The organism is Haloplanus litoreus (assembly GCF_045690335.1).
Lineage (GTDB): Archaea > Halobacteriota > Halobacteria > Halobacteriales > Haloferacaceae > Haloplanus > Haloplanus litoreus.
This window is the reverse complement of the sequence record NZ_CP147874.1, coordinates 1,545,808-1,561,481: the sequence shown is the minus strand read 5'-3', so window position 1 is coordinate 1,561,481 and position 15,674 is coordinate 1,545,808. Positions and strand designations below refer to the sequence as shown.

At 67.7% G+C, this 15,674-nt stretch carries 17 protein-coding genes; 7 read left to right on the top strand and 10 right to left on the bottom strand.

What is annotated here, in order from left to right; all coding sequences use genetic code 11:
* The first annotated feature begins 17 nt into the window (after positions 1–17).
* The gene (gene glmU, locus V8686_RS08380) at positions 18–1,202 is read left to right on the top strand and encodes a bifunctional sugar-1-phosphate nucleotidylyltransferase/acetyltransferase (RefSeq protein WP_379703531.1); all 1,185 of its coding nucleotides are present in this window, start codon (positions 18–20) and stop codon (positions 1,200–1,202) included.
* On the opposite strand, the gene V8686_RS08375 is transcribed toward glmU, so the two are convergent.
* On the bottom strand, positions 1,199–2,395 hold the full coding sequence (locus V8686_RS08375) for an FAD-dependent oxidoreductase (RefSeq protein WP_379703530.1): 1,197 nt from the start codon (positions 2,393–2,395) through the stop codon (positions 1,199–1,201). The two genes, glmU and V8686_RS08375, sit on opposite strands and share 4 nt — an antisense overlap.
* A gap of 94 nt (positions 2,396–2,489) precedes the next feature.
* Between V8686_RS08375 and V8686_RS08370 the strand changes: the two genes are divergently transcribed.
* Together V8686_RS08370 and V8686_RS08365 are read left to right on the top strand one after the other, a co-directional pair.
* A complete protein-coding gene (locus V8686_RS08370; RefSeq protein ID WP_379703529.1) occupies positions 2,490–3,158 on the top strand; it encodes a phosphoglycolate phosphatase in 669 nt (222 codons plus the stop codon).
* Entirely contained in the window at positions 3,158–3,673 is a 516-nt protein-coding gene (locus tag V8686_RS08365; RefSeq protein ID WP_379706505.1) for an HPP family protein, read from the top strand. The genes V8686_RS08370 and V8686_RS08365 overlap by 1 nt, the downstream gene beginning before the upstream one ends.
* Here V8686_RS08365 and cutA read toward each other — a convergent pair whose 3' ends face one another.
* Positions 3,674–3,982 (bottom strand): divalent-cation tolerance protein CutA, encoded by a 309-nt coding sequence (cutA, locus tag V8686_RS08360; RefSeq protein ID WP_379703528.1) that lies wholly within the window; start codon positions 3,980–3,982, stop codon positions 3,674–3,676. It lies immediately after the preceding gene.
* Between the two features lie 12 nt (positions 3,983–3,994).
* Complete coding sequence (locus tag V8686_RS08355) at positions 3,995–4,195, bottom strand: HEWD family protein (RefSeq protein WP_379703527.1); 201 nt, start codon at positions 4,193–4,195, stop codon at positions 3,995–3,997.
* An 81-nt stretch (positions 4,196–4,276) separates the two neighbouring features.
* Between V8686_RS08355 and V8686_RS08350 the strand changes: the two genes are divergently transcribed.
* The gene (locus tag V8686_RS08350) at positions 4,277–4,840 is read left to right on the top strand and encodes a class I SAM-dependent methyltransferase (RefSeq protein ID WP_379703526.1); all 564 of its coding nucleotides are present in this window, start codon (positions 4,277–4,279) and stop codon (positions 4,838–4,840) included.
* An 82-nt stretch (positions 4,841–4,922) separates the two neighbouring features.
* Complete coding sequence (locus V8686_RS08345; protein WP_379703525.1) at positions 4,923–5,072, top strand: rubrerythrin-like domain-containing protein; 150 nt, start codon at positions 4,923–4,925, stop codon at positions 5,070–5,072.
* A gap of 10 nt (positions 5,073–5,082) precedes the next feature.
* Here V8686_RS08345 and V8686_RS08340 read toward each other — a convergent pair whose 3' ends face one another.
* Together V8686_RS08340 and V8686_RS08335 are read right to left on the bottom strand one after the other, a co-directional pair.
* Positions 5,083–6,027: a DUF368 domain-containing protein gene (locus V8686_RS08340; protein ID WP_379703524.1), complete on the bottom strand. Its 945-nt coding sequence runs from the start codon at positions 6,025–6,027 to the stop codon at positions 5,083–5,085.
* Between the two features lie 6 nt (positions 6,028–6,033).
* On the bottom strand, positions 6,034–9,234 hold the full coding sequence (locus tag V8686_RS08335) for an oligosaccharyl transferase, archaeosortase A system-associated (RefSeq protein WP_379703523.1): 3,201 nt from the start codon (positions 9,232–9,234) through the stop codon (positions 6,034–6,036).
* A gap of 144 nt (positions 9,235–9,378) precedes the next feature.
* Between V8686_RS08335 and aglG the strand changes: the two genes are divergently transcribed.
* The gene (gene aglG, locus V8686_RS08330; protein WP_379703521.1) at positions 9,379–10,326 is read left to right on the top strand and encodes a glucosyl-dolichyl phosphate glucuronosyltransferase; all 948 of its coding nucleotides are present in this window, start codon (positions 9,379–9,381) and stop codon (positions 10,324–10,326) included.
* 84 nt (positions 10,327–10,410) lie between these two features.
* On the opposite strand, the gene V8686_RS08325 is transcribed toward aglG, so the two are convergent.
* Together V8686_RS08325 and aglF are read right to left on the bottom strand one after the other, a co-directional pair.
* Complete coding sequence (locus V8686_RS08325; protein ID WP_379703520.1) at positions 10,411–10,635, bottom strand: antitoxin VapB family protein; 225 nt, start codon at positions 10,633–10,635, stop codon at positions 10,411–10,413.
* Between the two features lie 75 nt (positions 10,636–10,710).
* Positions 10,711–11,442, bottom strand: a complete 732-nt coding sequence (gene aglF, locus V8686_RS08320) for a UTP--glucose-1-phosphate uridylyltransferase AglF (protein ID WP_379703519.1) — start codon at positions 11,440–11,442, stop codon at positions 10,711–10,713.
* A gap of 99 nt (positions 11,443–11,541) precedes the next feature.
* On the opposite strand from aglF, the gene V8686_RS08315 reads away from it, so the two are divergent.
* Positions 11,542–12,867, top strand: a complete 1,326-nt coding sequence (locus tag V8686_RS08315) for a sulfatase-like hydrolase/transferase (protein WP_379703518.1) — start codon at positions 11,542–11,544, stop codon at positions 12,865–12,867.
* On the opposite strand, the gene V8686_RS08310 is transcribed toward V8686_RS08315, so the two are convergent.
* The 3 genes from V8686_RS08310 to V8686_RS08300 form a co-directional block, all read right to left on the bottom strand.
* The gene (locus V8686_RS08310; RefSeq protein WP_379703517.1) at positions 12,864–13,952 is read right to left on the bottom strand and encodes a glycosyltransferase; all 1,089 of its coding nucleotides are present in this window, start codon (positions 13,950–13,952) and stop codon (positions 12,864–12,866) included. The two genes, V8686_RS08315 and V8686_RS08310, sit on opposite strands and share 4 nt — an antisense overlap.
* A 7-nt stretch (positions 13,953–13,959) precedes the next feature.
* Positions 13,960–14,892: an NAD-dependent epimerase/dehydratase family protein gene (locus V8686_RS08305; protein ID WP_379703516.1), complete on the bottom strand. Its 933-nt coding sequence runs from the start codon at positions 14,890–14,892 to the stop codon at positions 13,960–13,962.
* A 129-nt stretch (positions 14,893–15,021) separates the two neighbouring features.
* On the bottom strand, positions 15,022–15,657 hold the full coding sequence (locus V8686_RS08300; protein WP_340696259.1) for an IS6 family transposase: 636 nt from the start codon (positions 15,655–15,657) through the stop codon (positions 15,022–15,024).
* Positions 15,658–15,674: the final 17 nt, after the last annotated feature.

Genomic DNA, 15,674 nt, shown 5'->3' with positions numbered 1-15,674 from the left:
CTCGTTCTTTCCCCCCTATGCAGACAGTCGTCCTCGCGGCGGGCGAGGGGACGCGGATGCGTCCGCTCACCGACCGTCGGCCGAAGCCGACCGTTCCGGTCGCCGACCGCTCGCTCGTCGAACACGTGGTCGACACCGCGACGGCGGCCGGAGCGAGTCGGATCGTCGTCGTCGTCGGCTACGCCGGCGACGCCGTCCGCGACGCCCTCGCCGACCGCGACGCCGTCGAGTTCGTCACCCAGGAGCGCCAGCGCGGCACCGCCGACGCGGTGCGGGCCGCCCGCGCCGCCCTCGACGACGCCCCCTTCGCCGTCCTGAACGGCGACGTGCTCTACGACCGCGCGTCGCTCTCGCGGCTCTACGACGCCGGCCCGGGCGTCGGCGTCGCGCGTGTCGAGGACCCCGAACACTACGGGGTACTGGAGACCGACGGGGACGGCCGCGTGCGAGGCGTCGCCGAGAAACCCGACGACCCTGCCTCGGATCTCGTCAACGCCGGCGCCTACGTCTTCCCCGCGGCGGCGCGAGCGTGGCTCGACGTGACCGAGAGCGACCGCGGCGAGTACGAACTCACGGACGTGCTGGCCCGGGCCTGCGAGAGCGGCGAGATGCGCGCGGTGACGGTGGACCGCTGGCTGGACGTGGGCCGGCCCTGGGAACTCCTGGCGGCCAACGAGTGGAAACTCGGCGACCTGGAGCGCCGGATCGACGGCGAGGTACACCCGGACGCCGCTCTCCGGGGACCGGTCGTCGTCGAAACGGGGGCGTCCGTCGACGCGGGTGTGGTCATCGAAGGCCCGGCGCTCGTCCGTTCGGGCGCCAGCGTCGGTCCGAACGCCTACGTCCGCGGGGCGACCCTCGTCGGTGAAGGGGCGAGCGTCGGCCACGCCGTCGAGGTCAAAAACAGCGTGCTGATGGCCGGCGCGACGGTCGGCCACCTCTCCTACGTCGGCGACAGTATTCTGGGGCGGGACGTGAACTTCGGCGCGGGGACGACCGTCGCGAACCTCCGGCACGACGACGAGTCCGTGCGTGTCCGGGTGAAAGGCGACCCGACCTCGACGGGCCGCCGGAAGTTCGGCGTCGTCTGTGGCGACGACGTGAAGACGGGCATCGAGACGGCGCTGAACGCGGGGGTCGTCCTCGGGACCGGCGCCAGAACGGGGCCGGGCGAGACGGTGCGGCGGGACCGCGGACGCTAGCCCGCGGGCGCGTCCACCCCGAACTCGGCGACGAGTTCGTCGAGGTGCGTCGGGTCGTCGGACCCGGGGAGCGGTCGCTCGGCGGTTTCGGAAGTCGCGGAGACGCCCAGTCGCTCACAGACCAGATCCGCCGTCGCCTCGGCCATCTTCCGGTACGTGGTGAGTTTGCCGCCGACGACGGTGACGAAGCCGGCCGCGCCGTCGTCGGCGTGATCCAGTAGGGCGAAGTCACGGGAGATGGCACGGCCGTTCCGGTCGTCCTCGTCCGGGGCGTACAGCGGCCGGACGCCCCAGTAGGTGCGCGTGGTCGGCGCGTCGGCGACGGCGGGCGCCATCGCCGCACACTCCCGGACCGTGCGCGTTACCTCCGTCCCCGACCGCTCGAAGTCGTCCGGATCGTCGACGACGACGCTCGTCGTGCCGAGCACCGCTTCGTCGGGGTGGGGGACCACGATGTCGCCGTCGGCCGGCGGCCGACAGCGGTTCAACACGACGTCGACGCCGGGGTTCTCGACGGCGACCATCACGCCCCGCGTGGGCCGCATGGGCACCGAGACGTCCGCGAGGGCGGCACACCGCTCGGCCCACGGACCCGTCGCATTCACCACGACGTCGGCCGCGACGCTGGCGTCGAGGGCACCCCCCACCTCGACGCGGCGGACCCGACCGTCGACGACGTGGATGGACTCGACCGGTGCCGAGGTGTTGATCGTCGCGCCCGCCTCGCGGGCGGCGACGGCGTTCGCGACGACCAGCCGCGAGGGGGAGATCACGGCGTCGGGGACGGCGAGGGCGCGCTCGACGACGGGACTCGCCTCGGGCACCCGGTCGCGGAGCGTGTCGCCGTCGAGCGTCTCTATCGCCATCCCGAGGTCGGCACAGGCCGCGCGCTTCGCCTCGAAGTAGGCGGGGTCGTCGTCGTCGAGTTCCAGAAAGTAGCCGCCGGTCTCGCGGATGCAGGCGCTCGCCACGTCTCGGAGGATCCGATTTTCGGCCAGGCAGGCAGCGGCGTCGTCCGGGTCGGCGTCGGCGTACCGCGCGCCGCTGTGGAGGACGCCGTGTGAACGGCCCGTGGTGCCGGCCGCGAGCGCGCCGCGCTCGACGAGCGTCACGTCGACGCCGCGGAGGGCCAGGTCCCGGGCGACGCCGACGCCCGTGGCCCCACCACCGATCACGAGGACGGTCGTTCGCATACCGAAGCGTGGGCGAGGCCGGCACTTCACGGCACCGGTGGCGTCGTCGATCCGTGACGCGTCCCTTATCACTGCCGCGGAGCAGAGTGAGCGTATGGTGCCGCCGCTCGTACTCGACATCGACGGGACGCTGACCTCGGCGACGGGGGGGATCGACCCACGGGCCTTCGAGACGTTGCGTGCGTGGGACGCTCCCGTCGTCCTCGCGACGGGGAAGGCGTTCCCGTACCCGGTCGCCCTCTGTCACTTCCTCGACATTCCGGAGCGGGTGATCGCCGAGAACGGCGGCGTGGTCTACGCGGCCGACGAGGTGACGGTGACGGTGGCCGACGCCGACCGCCCGCAGGCGGCGGCACGGGCGTTCGTCGACCGGGGCGGTGACCTCGGCTGGGGAGCGGCGGATACGGTCAACCGCTGGCGGGAGACGGAGGTGGCGATCCGGCGCGACGCCGACGAGGCACTGCTCCGTGCCGTCGCCGAGGAGTTCGGCCTCGACGTGGTCGATACGGGCTACGCCTACCACCTGAAGACCGCGGGCGTGGAGAAGGGACGGGGTCTCCGGTCGGTCGCGGAGACGCTCGGGCACGACCCCGCCGACTTCGTCGCGGTGGGTGACAGCGAAAACGACGTGTCCACCTTCGACGTCGCCGGCCGGTCCTTTGCCGTGGCGAACGCCGACGACCGGGCGCGCGCCGCCGCCGACCACGTCACCGACGGATCGCACATGGACGGGACGCTCGAAGCGCTCGCGTCGCTGTCGTGATCAGTCGGCACCGCCTCGGGACGAGCCTGTACGCGGGCGTCCTCTTTGCGGTCCTCGGCGCCATCGCGTGGCTCAGCGGCCAGCCGTTCGTCTTCCCGAGCCTCGGCCCCTCGGCGTTCCTCCTGGCGTTCGAACGACGGGGGAACCGGACGCGACTGGGCCGCGTCGTCGCCAGCCACGCCATCGGCGGCGTCGCCGGCCTCCTCGCGTACACCCTCCTCGGTGCGGGCGTGATCCTCACCGCGACGCCATCGCCGGGGTCGGCCGCCGGTCTCCACCTCGTCGCCAGCGGCGTCTGCTCCATCGTCCTGACGAGTTGGGGGATGATCGCCACCGGGACGAACCACGCGCCGGCGTGTGCGACCACGCTCATCGTCTCTCTGGGTCTGCTCTCGACGCCGGGACAGGTCGGACTCATCGTCGTGAGCGTCGTCGTTCTGGTCGGGGTCCACGGCGCCGTCGTCGAGGGGTTCAGGCGGGTCGTCGAGGAGTCACATCCGCGATACGCGGGCTAGTCACTCGTCGGCGACGGCGTCGGCACACCACGCCGCGAACGGGTCGTGAGCGTCGGCGGTGTCGATCCGTTCGACGCAGGGGACGTCGTAGGGGTGCCACTCGACGACCTGCGAGGCGAGTTCGTCGTACCGGTCGTCGGTGGTCTTCGCGAGGAGGATCACCTCGTCGTCCGTCTCGACCGCACCCTCCCAGCGGTACACGGAGGTGCAGGGGACGACGTTGACGCAGGCGGCGAGTCGCTCGTCGACGAGTCGCCGCGCGAGCGTCTTCGCGTCCTCGGGCGGGGCGGTGATGTACGCAGTCGGCATCGTGGCGCCGGCCTACGCGTCCGCCGCGTCCCGCCGGATGGGGACGAACGTTCCGTTGATATCCCACTCGTGGATGCAGTACACTTCCCCGACGAGTCGCTCGCCGTCGTCGTCGGTGGCGATGCGCCACGTACTCGTCGCGTCGTTCCAGACCTCCCGCCGGCCGCAGTCCTCGCACTGGCGGGCGGTGGGTTTCCTGATGGTCACGCCCATGGCCGGGATAGCGGCCGGTGGGGATTTAACGCTACCGTCGCCGCACGGGGGACTTATGGCCGCCGGGCGGCAGGTGTGGATATGGGCTTTCATACCTTCGACAGCGACCGGGCCGACAAACTGGAAGACGCCGCGGCCAGGTACCGGTACTGCTCGCGCGAGGAACTCCACGCGCTGGTCGCCCCGCATTCCGGGATGCGTCTCGCCGACCTGGGGAGCGGCACCGGGTTCTACACCGACGACCTGGCGCCCCACGTCGACGCGGCCTACGCCGTCGACGTCCAAGCCGCGATGCACGACCACTACCGCGAGAAGGGCGTCCCCGAAGGGGTCGAACTGATCGAAGCCGACGCCGCCGACCTGCCCTTCGACGCCGACGAACTCGACGCCGTCGTCTCGACGAACACCTTCCACGAGTTCGCCGACCCAGAGTCGCTGGCCGAGGTGGCCCGGGTCCTGCGACCGGGCGGTCGCCTCGTCACCGTCGACTGGGACCGAAACGGTGCCGGGGAGGCCGGTCCACCCCGCGACGAAACCTACGCTCTGGGCGACGCCATCGCCCTCCAGACCGACGCCGGATTCGCCATCGAGCGCGTGGACACCCGGCCGGAGACGTTCGTCTGCGTCGCCCGTCTCGACGACTGATCGGACGAACGTCGATCTTCGTTGCTATTAACTCCCGGTGCGAAACAGTAATTTGGCTGTAGGTTGTACGTATGTCGTGAGTATGAGACACAATCGCATCGATCCGTACACCCCGGACGGCGGCTACTACGAGTGCTTGTCCTGTGCATATCGCGAGTCGAGCGAGGATCGGCTGACCACCTGCCCGGCGTGTGGCGCGGACGTCCGGAACCTCGCGGTCGCGCGCGAGTGATCAGATCAGATCAGATCACGATGCCGTCGGTGTAGCGTTCGAGGCTCACCACGAGGACGGCGCCGACGACGGCCGCGAGCGCGAAGGCGAGCGTCGCGTCGGCCGTCCACCCGACGGGGGCGAGCGCCTCGCCCGCCTGTACGACGGGCGCGCGGAGGCCGCCGACGACGAGGCTCACGAGGAAGGACAGCGTGGCGTAGCGGTAGTGTTCGAGCGCCCAGCGGACGGCGTGGGCGACGGTGAACAGGCCGGCGACGGCGCCGACGACGAACGCGAGTACCGTCGTCGCCGGACCGACCACCGCGGCGACGGTGCCGCCGACGGCGAGTCCGAGGAGGCCGTCGACGAACGCCGTCAGTCGCTCGACGAGGAACTCGTACTGGCCGAGGATGACGAGGATGAGCGAGCCCGAGATTCCGGGCAACACCATCGCGCTGATGGCGACGGCGCCGACGGCGACGACGACGAGCGGCGTCGAGGGGAGCGCCGCCCCGGCGCGACCCGCCGAGAGGAAGGCGAGGAGGAAGCCGGCGACGGCGGCGACGACACGGCCGGGGGTGTCGAGGGCGGCTTCACTCGCGAGAACGACGGCCGACGCCGCGATGAGGCCGAAGAAGAACCCGAAGGTGACGACCGGTTCCGACTCGAGAGCGACGTGGAGCACCCGCGTCGCCACGAGAACGGCGGTGAGGATGCCCCCGCCGAGGGCGCCGAGGAACCAGCCGTCCACCTCACGAAAGGCCGCGAACGCGTCGCCCCGCCGGCCCGGTACTGGGGCGGCGAGGACGCGCCGGATCCGGCCGGGCGTGACGGCGGTGATGGCGGCGATCAGCCGTTCGTAGATGCCGGTGATGAGCGCGATGGTCCCGCCCGAGACGCCCGGGACGGCGTCCGCCGTCCCCATACAGAGCCCCTTGAGGTAGACGACGATCAGCGGGCGGAGGCGTCGATCCATGCCGCGTCAGGTCCGGACTTCGGCGGCGGTGGGGGCGTGGAGCGCCGACGGACCGGCGGGCGAGACGTCCCCATCGGTGGATTCGTCCGTGGAGTCCTCGGCTGGGTCGTCGACCGGCGCGACCGGTTCGAGCGACGACGAGGAGTTGGACTCGTTGCCGGGGCTGAGCGAGACGTTCTCGAGTGGGTTGCGCCCCTCGAGGGTCACCTGCTTCGGGTCGTCGACGTCACCGTTGACGCGCCCCTCGCCGACGTCGACCTCCCCGCGGTACTGGACGAGCGAGCCGTTGTCGTTCAGCAGCGCCGTCTGGAGGAGGTACGGTCCCTCCGCGCGGACGCTCACGTTCGTGTACCCGTTCTCGGGGCCGTACTCGTCGTATCCCGTCGTCGAGTAGGGGAGCGTCATCGACAGTTCCCCGTCCGCGTTCGTTTGGGCCTCCTGTCGGTAGCTGAACGTCTCGTTGGTCGTCGGGACGCGCATCGGCACCGTCGCGCGCACCGTCGTGTTCGGCGGCAGGCCGTCGGCCGTGACCGTCGCGCCGGGCACCTTCTCGAAGGACTTCACCCACGAGGGTTCGTAGATGGTCTGCGAGGACGGGGGCACGCCCGTCGCGGCGAAGGTGCGACGCGAGGACCGCTGGAACTGCGAGGAACTTGTCGCGTTCGACTCGCTCACCTTCACGAGGCGGTAGTGTTCGAGCGCCGGCACCCGCTCGGTGGGGTAGTGACCGACGCCACCGATCTGGGCGGAGCCATCCTCCTCGACGTACTCCTGGGCGGCGGAGACGTTCTCGAACTGCCGGAGCAGCGTCCGGTTCTCACCCTGCGGGCCGGCACGGATGTCGACCGTCTCTCCGCTCTGGGTCTGTGCGCGGCGCTGTTCCCAGTCGACGACGACCGGTTGCGGGTCCATCGCGCTCCCGTGGTAGGCGTACAGACGCACCATCAGGCTGTCGTAGTACCGCTGGTTGCGCATGTAGAACAGGCTCCGGAGGTCGCCGGAGTAGACCGGGCCGTAGAAGTCGGACTGTGAGACGTTGCCCGCGTCGTAGAAGACGGTCGGGGCACCGAACTTCGACTGCGGGTTCACCATCTGCCAGTCGACCATCACGTAGCGGGTGCCCGCGGCCTCCGTGTCACGCTCGCCGAGTGCCTGCTGGGCCGCCGACTCGTTGGGGGCGAGCAGGTAGTTGGCGGCGTCGGTGGCGCCCTGCTGGAACGGGTTGGCGTTCGGGATGCGCTCGCCGCGCACGGTGATCCAGTGCCCGTAGTCCCACCACGACTGGACGCCGTACGCGCCCGCGGGGTAGTCGTAGTCGTTCGTCAGGTCGTAGCTGCCGTAGTACTCCATCTCGTTGTCGGCGCCACCGAGCGTGCCGGGCGTGGGCGTGTTCGACTCCATCCACTGGAGCGATCCCTCCCACTCGGTGACTGCGCCGGGGTTGGTGTTCTGGGCCGACTCCCAGGCGGTACTGCTCTGATCGAACCCTGCGTTGCCCGTGTTGCGCACGCTCATCGGCACGAGCAACACCGGCGTGACGATCAACATCGCGGCCGCGAGCACCGCGAGCACCTGGTAGCCCTGCAGGTCACGGAGCGCGTCGAGGGAGCTGACCCGCAGGTCGAGGGTGGAGAGGATCTGCCCGAGCAGGTAGGCGTTCGCGACGGCGACGACCGGCGCGAGGTAGTAGTTGAACCGGATCTGCGTGAACGCCGCCGACGTGATGAAGGCCGCCCACACGACGAACAGGAGCTTCTCGCCGTCGTAGTTGGTCTGGAGCACGGCGCCGAACAGGATCAGCGCCACCAGCGCGACGCCGACGAGTTCGGAGACGACGCCGAGAGCGTCGGCGAGGGCCTGGAACGGGCCCGGCAGGACGAACAGGAGGCCGAGCAGGGCGAGCGAGCCGGCAGCGTAGGCGACGCGCTCCGTCTCACCGTCGCGGACGAGCGGCTTCGCGAGCAGCCAGATGACGGCGACGACGCCGGTGAACAGGGCGAAGCCGTAGTCCGCGAGGATACGGCCCGTCGGCGTCATCGCGTTCTGCTGGAGGGAGTCGGGCGAGAGGTACGGTTGGGCCTCCGCGATGGTCCGGGTGGCCGCGCCGGCGCTGAAGCCGATGAAGCGGAGGGCGTTGGTCCGAATCGTCCCGAACAGAGAGGGGAGGGCGACGGCGACGACGCCGGCGCCGACGAGGGCGAGGCCGACGACCGCGACCGGGTAGAGCGACCGGTCGAGGTCACGGGCGTCGAAGACGCGCGCCAGGCCCGCGAGGAAGGCGGCGGCGGCGGCGACGCCGAGCGCCACGACGGGCTGGAGGAGGCCGAAGTCCGTCGGACTGAAGCTGGCGTTCTCGAACTGGAGGAGCATCAACAGCGCCGTCACGACCATCGAGACGACGCCGACGAAGGCGACCGGCTCGGGGGTGCCGCCGGTGACGTAGTCGCTGGTGAGCTGGTAGACCAGATAGACGCCGAAGATCCCGACGAGCAGGACGCCGGGCGGCCACACCCACATGTAGACGGCGACGGCGGCGCCGGCGACTGCGCTCCAGACGAGCGGCGTTCGGAGGGCGTCGACGTCGCGGTCGACCACGAGCTCCCAGACGGGTTTCTCGCGCGAGGCGACGGCGATAGCGACCATCAGCCCCAGGACGGCGATGGTCTGGAAGAGCGGTTCGGCGACGTTGTGGTCGGCGAAGCCGACGAGGCCGCGCTGGAGGAACTGCCCCGGGAGGAGCAGGAGGACGACGGCGCCGAAGAGCCCGGCCACGCGGCCGGCGAGGCGCTTGCCGACGGCGTAGACGGGCACGGCGGCGAGGGCGCCGAACACCGCGGGGGCGACCAGCAGCGTCTTCGCGACCGTTTCGCTCGACGGACTGCCGAGGCCGACGACCAGCGCCGCCGTCGCGACGAGCTGATCGTACAGCGTCCCGAACTGGGCCGCGTTCGTGCCGTACGGGAAGTTCGTCCACGGATCGTACGGCATCGTGAACGGCCAGTGACGCACCGTGTACTCGACCTGACGGAGGTGATACCAGGCGTCGTTGCCGGAGAAGTACACCGCTCCGTTTCGGACGAAGCTGTCGTACTCCTGGAGACGGATGGCGAGCATTCCGGCAACGACGAGGACGAGCACGGGGACGTGATACCAGTCGAAAAAGAGGTCTACGACCGAGGAGGACCCCTGACTCTGATCGTCGCTCATTGGCCGAACGGACTGGGATTATGGGCATAAACCTTGTTATCCATCGGCGGCCGGAACGGCTTTGGGCGCCGAATAGCGGCCCCGAGCGAGGAACGGGAGCGCCAACGAAAACGCTTATTCGCGCCTCGGCGGAACGTCCGGTCGATGCAGGTGTCGGTCGTCGTCTGTACGTACGCGATGGATCGGTACGACGCGTTCACCGAAGCCGTCGAGAGCGCGCTCGCACAGACGTACGACCCGCTGGAGGTCGTCCTCGTCGTCGACGGCAACGAGGCCGTCTTCGACCGGGTGCAGGAGGACTTCTGCGACATCGAGAACGTCGTCTGTCACTGCAACGACGAGAACCGCGGCATCTCCTACTCCCGGACGAAGGGCGCCGAACTCGCCGCCGGCGAGGTGGTGGCGATGATCGACGACGACGCCGTCGCCCACGAGGACTGGATCGAGAACCTCGTCGACGTGTACGAGCGGACCGACGCCGTCGCCGTCGCCGGCGACGTGCGCCCCGACTGGCAGACCGAGAAACCCGACTTCTTCCCCGAGGAGTTCTACTGGCTCGTCGGCTGCGTCGAGCCCGGCTTCGCCGCGGACGGCGAGGAGATCCGCAACGGCTACGGGTCGAACATCTCCTTTCGTCGGGACGTCTTCTTGGAGGCCGGCGGCTACGACACCCACACCGGCCGTCGCGGCGACAAACACATCCAGGCCCACGAGGCGCCCGTCTGTATCCGGATTCGGGAGTTGACCGGGCAGGGCGTGATCTACACCGACGATGCGGTGGTGGACCACAAACTGTTCGACTACCGGGGCGACTTCACCTGGCTCGTCTTCCGATCGTTCTGGCAGGGCTATTCGAAGCGCGTGATGGACCTGCTGTATCCCGACGAGAGCGGCGACGAGACCGACTACCTCCGCTTCCTGTTTCTGGATCGGGTGCCGCGGCGGCTGAAAGGCTGTGTGACCAGGCCGTCCGTGGCGGCGGTGTTGCAGATTCTGACGATACTCGTGTTCACCGGCGCCGTGGGGTTAGGGTATCTGTACGCGCTGCTGACGCCGGGGTTGTTGGAGAAAGTCGAGACCGTGGCGGAGTAGGTCAGTACGCCAGCACCCGGAGATCGAGGGCGGCCTCGTTGCCGTCCAGTACGTCGATTAGAAACGATGTGTCGAGGCAGGCCATCAGTCGTACAGCCGGTCGAGTCGGTCGGTGTTTCGCTCGCGGCCCGCCTCGATGGCTTCCCGCGCACGCGCCGTCGTGTCCTCGCTCCAGTCCCCCCAGAATTCGGCCAACCGTCGACGACCCAGCAGGCGGTCGATCGCCTCGCCGAAACTCTCGTCAGCCCGTCGTTCCTCGCGGAGTTTCTCGTAGACGTCCTCCGGGATCGAGATGTTCTTGCTGCCCATACGAAACTGTGTGTTGTGTGTGAAAGCACTTCGTGGCCGTGGTATTGGACACCCGCACACGGCCGCGCGAGGCGGTTACTCGACGGTATCAGTCGTCTCGGCTTCGATCCGTCGCTCGGCCTCCTCGCGGTCCTCGGGGTAGCCGATGTCGATCCGCCAGCCCTCGATGCCGATGGCGTCGATGGTCCGGCCCGACCGGATGAGCAGGTCGATGGCCTCGCTGATCTCGTACTCGCCGCGGTTGGAGGGCTGGACGAGTTCGCAGGCGTGGAAGATGGCCGGCGTGAACGTGTAGAAGCCGGTCATCACCAGATTCGAGGGTGGGTCCTCCGGCTTCTCGACCACCTCGGTAATCTCGCCGTAGTCGTTGGTGACACAGACGCCGTACCGACTCGCCTCCTCCCAGGGCACCTCCTCGACGAGGAAGGCGGCGTCGGCGCGGTCCTCGCGCTGGCGGTTGACGACGTCGCCGAGGTTCGCGCGGAAGACGTTGTCCCCGAGCATGAGCATGAAGTCGTCGTCGACGTGTTCTTCGACCGTGAGCAGGGCGTGGGCCAGCCCCTTCTGCTCGCGCTGGTGCGTGTACGTGATGGGAACGCCCTCGTACTCGTCGCCGTAGTGGCTGATGACGTCCTGTTTGCGGTAGCCGACGACGACGATCAGTTCGTCGGCGCCGAGGTCGACCAGTTGGTCGAAACAGTGCGTCAGGATGGGCTTGCCCGCGACTTCGACCATCCCCTTGGGTTTGTCCTCGGTGAGCGGTCGGAGGCGAGTGCCCTCGCCGGCGGCGAGTACGACTGCTTGCATACGGATACGTTTCAGGTAAGCGCCTAAATAGCTTGCAGCCGAGCGGACGCTCCCGGCCGAACAGACACGTTAATCCGAGCCAAGCGCGAACCCTCGACCATGCCTCGTGTCGCGCTCGTCGTCCTCGATACGCTCCGATACGACGCCTTCGACGCGCACTTCGACTGGCTTCCCGGGAAGCGGTTCGAACACGCCTACTCGCCCAGTCACCGGACACCACCGGTGCACGCCGCCATGTTCTGTGGCAAGTACGCCAGCGAACTCGGCGTCTACGCGGGCGCCGACGCGCTCGACTGTCCGGAGCCGACGCTGGCGGAATCGCTTTCGGCTGCCGGCGTGCGGACGCGGGCCTTCAGTGCCAACACGTACATCACGGAGCATTTCGGCTTCGATCGGGGGTTCGACGAGTTCGAGCGGCCGTGGCAGCTCGACTCGCTCGACGACGACGTCTTCGACTGGCAGGCCCACGTCGACGACTCGCGATTCGATCCGCCGCTGTCGTACCTGTCGGGCGTCGCCCACTGTCTGGTCGGCGAGAAGCGGACGAGGCGATCACTCCGGGACGCGGCCAAACGGTTCTCGGCCCGGCAGGGGTGGTTCGGACTCGGCGACGACGGCGCCGAGGAGTGTCTGGCGTATCTCCGTGATACCGAGTTCGAAGACGACGAATTCGTCTTCTGTAACCTGATGGAGGCCCACGAGCCCTACGAACCACCCGAGGCGTATCGGACGACCGACTTGGAGTGGCTCCCGACGACCGCCGAGATCGCCCTCGGTGAGACGTCGGACGACCCCGAAACCGTCCGACAGGCGTACCACGACAGCGTCCGGTATCTGGCGGATCGCTACGAGGAGATATTCGCCGTGCTCGACGACCAGTTCGACTACGTCATCACGTGTGCCGACCACGGGGAACTGTTCGATCGAGACGGTCTCTGGGGACACTTCTACGGTGTCTACCCCGAACTCACCCGAGTTCCGCTGATCATCTCGGGTGCGGACGTCGACGCGACCGACTGCGAGGCGGTCGTGAGTCTTCTCGACGTCCACCGGACGGTGGCGGACCTGTTCGACGTCGACGTCGAGTCGCGGGGGCGTTCCCTGCTCGGTAACGTCGAAGGGCGTTCCTACCTGACCGAGTCACACGGTATCGCGGAGAAACGTCTCGACGCCGTCCGCTCGGAGGCTCAACGCCAGCGGGCCCGACGGTACCGACAGCCTCTAACCGGGTTCGCCACCCCCCCATCGTACTACGGCTACGAGACGCCGGCGGAGTTCGTCGAGACCGGAACCGCGGTGGTAGATGTGCCCTACGATCGGATGGTTTCCCTTCGGGACTCGCTCGACACGCCGAGCGAGGAGTCGGCGGAAGGAGAGATGTCGGAGTCCGTTCAGTCTCGGCTCGAAGATCTCGGCTACGTCTAAGTGCTCGCCCGACGGTAGATGTCGACCGTGTCGTCGCCGATGTCGTCCCAGTCGAGGTCGAGCGCACGCTCGTAGTTTCGTCGCCCCATCGCCGCCAACTCGTCTCGGGGGGTCGAGCGCGCGGTTCGCAACGCCGTCCGGAGACTCTCCTCGTCGCCTTGGTCGTAGAGGAAGGCACTGTCGTCGTCCGGGAGCACGGCCGGAATGCACCCCATCGCTGGCGTTACGACGGGGCGACCGAACGACATCGCCAGCAACACCGATCCGGACGTCATGATGTCGCGGTACGGTAGCGTGACGACGTCGGCGGCACGCATGTAGTACTGTACCTCGTCGTTCGGGATGAACTCCAGGCGAGCCTCGACGTTCGGCATCGCGTCGATCCGCGTGCGGATCTCGCGGTCGATCGTCTCGGTGTACGGGTTCCCGGCGACGTACAGCACCGCCGGTTCGTCGAGTGCCTCGAAGGCGTCGAGCAGGTCGGGAAGCCCCTTGTACCGCCGGATCATCCCGAAGTAGACGAAGACGAACGTCTCCTCGTCGAGTCCGAGGCGGGCACGCGACGACTCGCGGTCGGCGTCGTCGGGGTACGTGCCAACGTAGCTCCCCTCGGAAACCACGTTAATTTTCGACTCGTCGACGCCGAAGAGGTCGACGACGGTCGACTTGGCGGCCGCACACTCGACGGTCAGTTCGTCGGCGATCCGGCCGACGAAGCGGTTCACCGTCCGGTCGAGACGGAGGTGATGTTTCTCGTGGTTGTGTTTGTTGTGGACCGTCCAGACGACATCGACGCCGAGGAGGTGGACGATCAGGAGATCGAGGACGAACAGCAGCGCTCGCCCGTAGGAAGCGACCGCGTCGAGGACGTTCGAGCCGGTGTAGTCGCCGACGATGAAGAACGGATGCGTCCAGATGAGGTGGAGCACGTCCGGTCGGTCCGCGGCGAGGACGTTACGCGTAAGCGGGAAGAGCAGATGCATCGTCCCTTCGATGGGCGTGACGCCGCGTTCCGCGACGGCGTTCGTGAGGAGGTTCTGGTACTCGTTGGAGTCGCCGTAGTAGGGCAGATAGAGGACGCGCATACGGTCGTCAGTGCTCGATTCCGTACTCGGGGAGGAGGTCGCGGACGCCGCCCTCGAAATCGACGGTCGGCTCCCACCCGATTTCGGCGCGGATCTTCTCGACGCTCGCCTGCAGATGTGGTCGGTCGCTCTCGCGAACGCGTTCCTCGTCCTGTTCGATGGCGAGTTGCTTCCCCGACGCGGCGATGATCCCCTCGGCGACCTCACGAACCGATCGTTCGGCGCCCGTCCCGACGTTGTACGCCTCGTAGCCCGACTCGTGTTCCCGGAGGAACGCCGTGATCGCCTGCGCGACGTCGTCGACGTGGACGAAGTCACGACACGGCGTGAGGTTGCCGAGTTCGATCGCCGCCTCGTTTTCGGCGACCTGTTCGAGGACGGCCGGCACGAGATGCATATTCGTCTCGTTCGGGCCATAGATGTTGAACAGGCGCGCGGACACCGCGGGGACGCCCGTGTCCGCGTGGAAGAGACGGGTGAGGTCCTCGCCGATGAGCTTCGTTCGGCCGTAGATGTCCATCGGATCGACGGTGGAGTCCTCGGCGTTCGGGCCGTCGCGTGGCGGATACACCGCCGCCGAGGAGGCGAAGACGACCGCCTCGGGGGACGCTTCTCTGGCCGCGGCCATGACGTTCCGCGTCCCCATGACGTTCACTTCGAACGCCTCCTCGGGATGTTCGTTGCAGTAGGGGATGTAGTGGATCGCGGCGAGGTGGACGATGGCGTCCGGGTCGACGTCTACGACCGCCTCGCGGAGTTCGTCGTCCCGGATGTCGCCGACGACCAGTTCCGCGTCCTCGGGGACGAGATCGCGCTCGCCGACCGAGAGGTCGTCGAAGACGGTCACGGTGGCGCCCTCGTCGATGAGGCGCTCGGTCACGTGTGACCCGAGAAACCCTGCACCGCCCGTGACGAAGATGTCTGAATGGGTCACATCCATGCGCAGTCGCTCGTGGTTCGACCGGTATAATTCTGCTCATCTACGACCGGCCGGCGGCCGTAATCGTGGTGACGCAGCCTCGTGGAAATCGACAGATAGGGGCCATGACACCCGGTTAATCGGTCCTGTTCAGATTAGCTGATTCCATGCGAAGGCGAACGATCTGAGCCACTCGTTTGCAGTTTCTGCTTCGGCGTTGCTAAAACAGTTCGAGAAACTGGTAGTTCTACGTTTTACTTCGCGAAAGACACGTTCGACGCTGTTCCGATTTCCGTGGCGTTCATATCTGAAATCGAGGCCGTGGCGACGGCACGCGTCGTTTAGTGGTGTCGCGCCATCGACGAGAAACACGGCGTCGTCAACGTTGTGTTTCTCGCGCAATTCACGGAAGAACGAGTAAGCAATAACGTTAGTTCTCGTCGGCTCAAGCTTTGTATGGAGTAATTCGTTCGTCTCTGGATCAACCGCAGCGTACAGCCAATACCGCTCGTCATTGAGTCGGATCACCGTTTCATCAACCGCAACGTGATCCGGGCTTCGACCCTCTTCGGGCTGTAGATCTGCCTTGTGAACCCAGTTGTGAACAGTGGAGCGTGCCCGCTCAACACCAAATATCTCAAGAATAGAGACAGTATTCGAGAGTGATAGTCCGGCAAGATGGAGCTGAATACTGAGCTTCATCAACAGCCGAGGTGTTGCCTCTCGTTCCACAAAACCTAACTCGATTCGGTCGAGACACCCGTTGAGGCTAGCGTTTTCGGGCATGAATCACTCAGAAAACG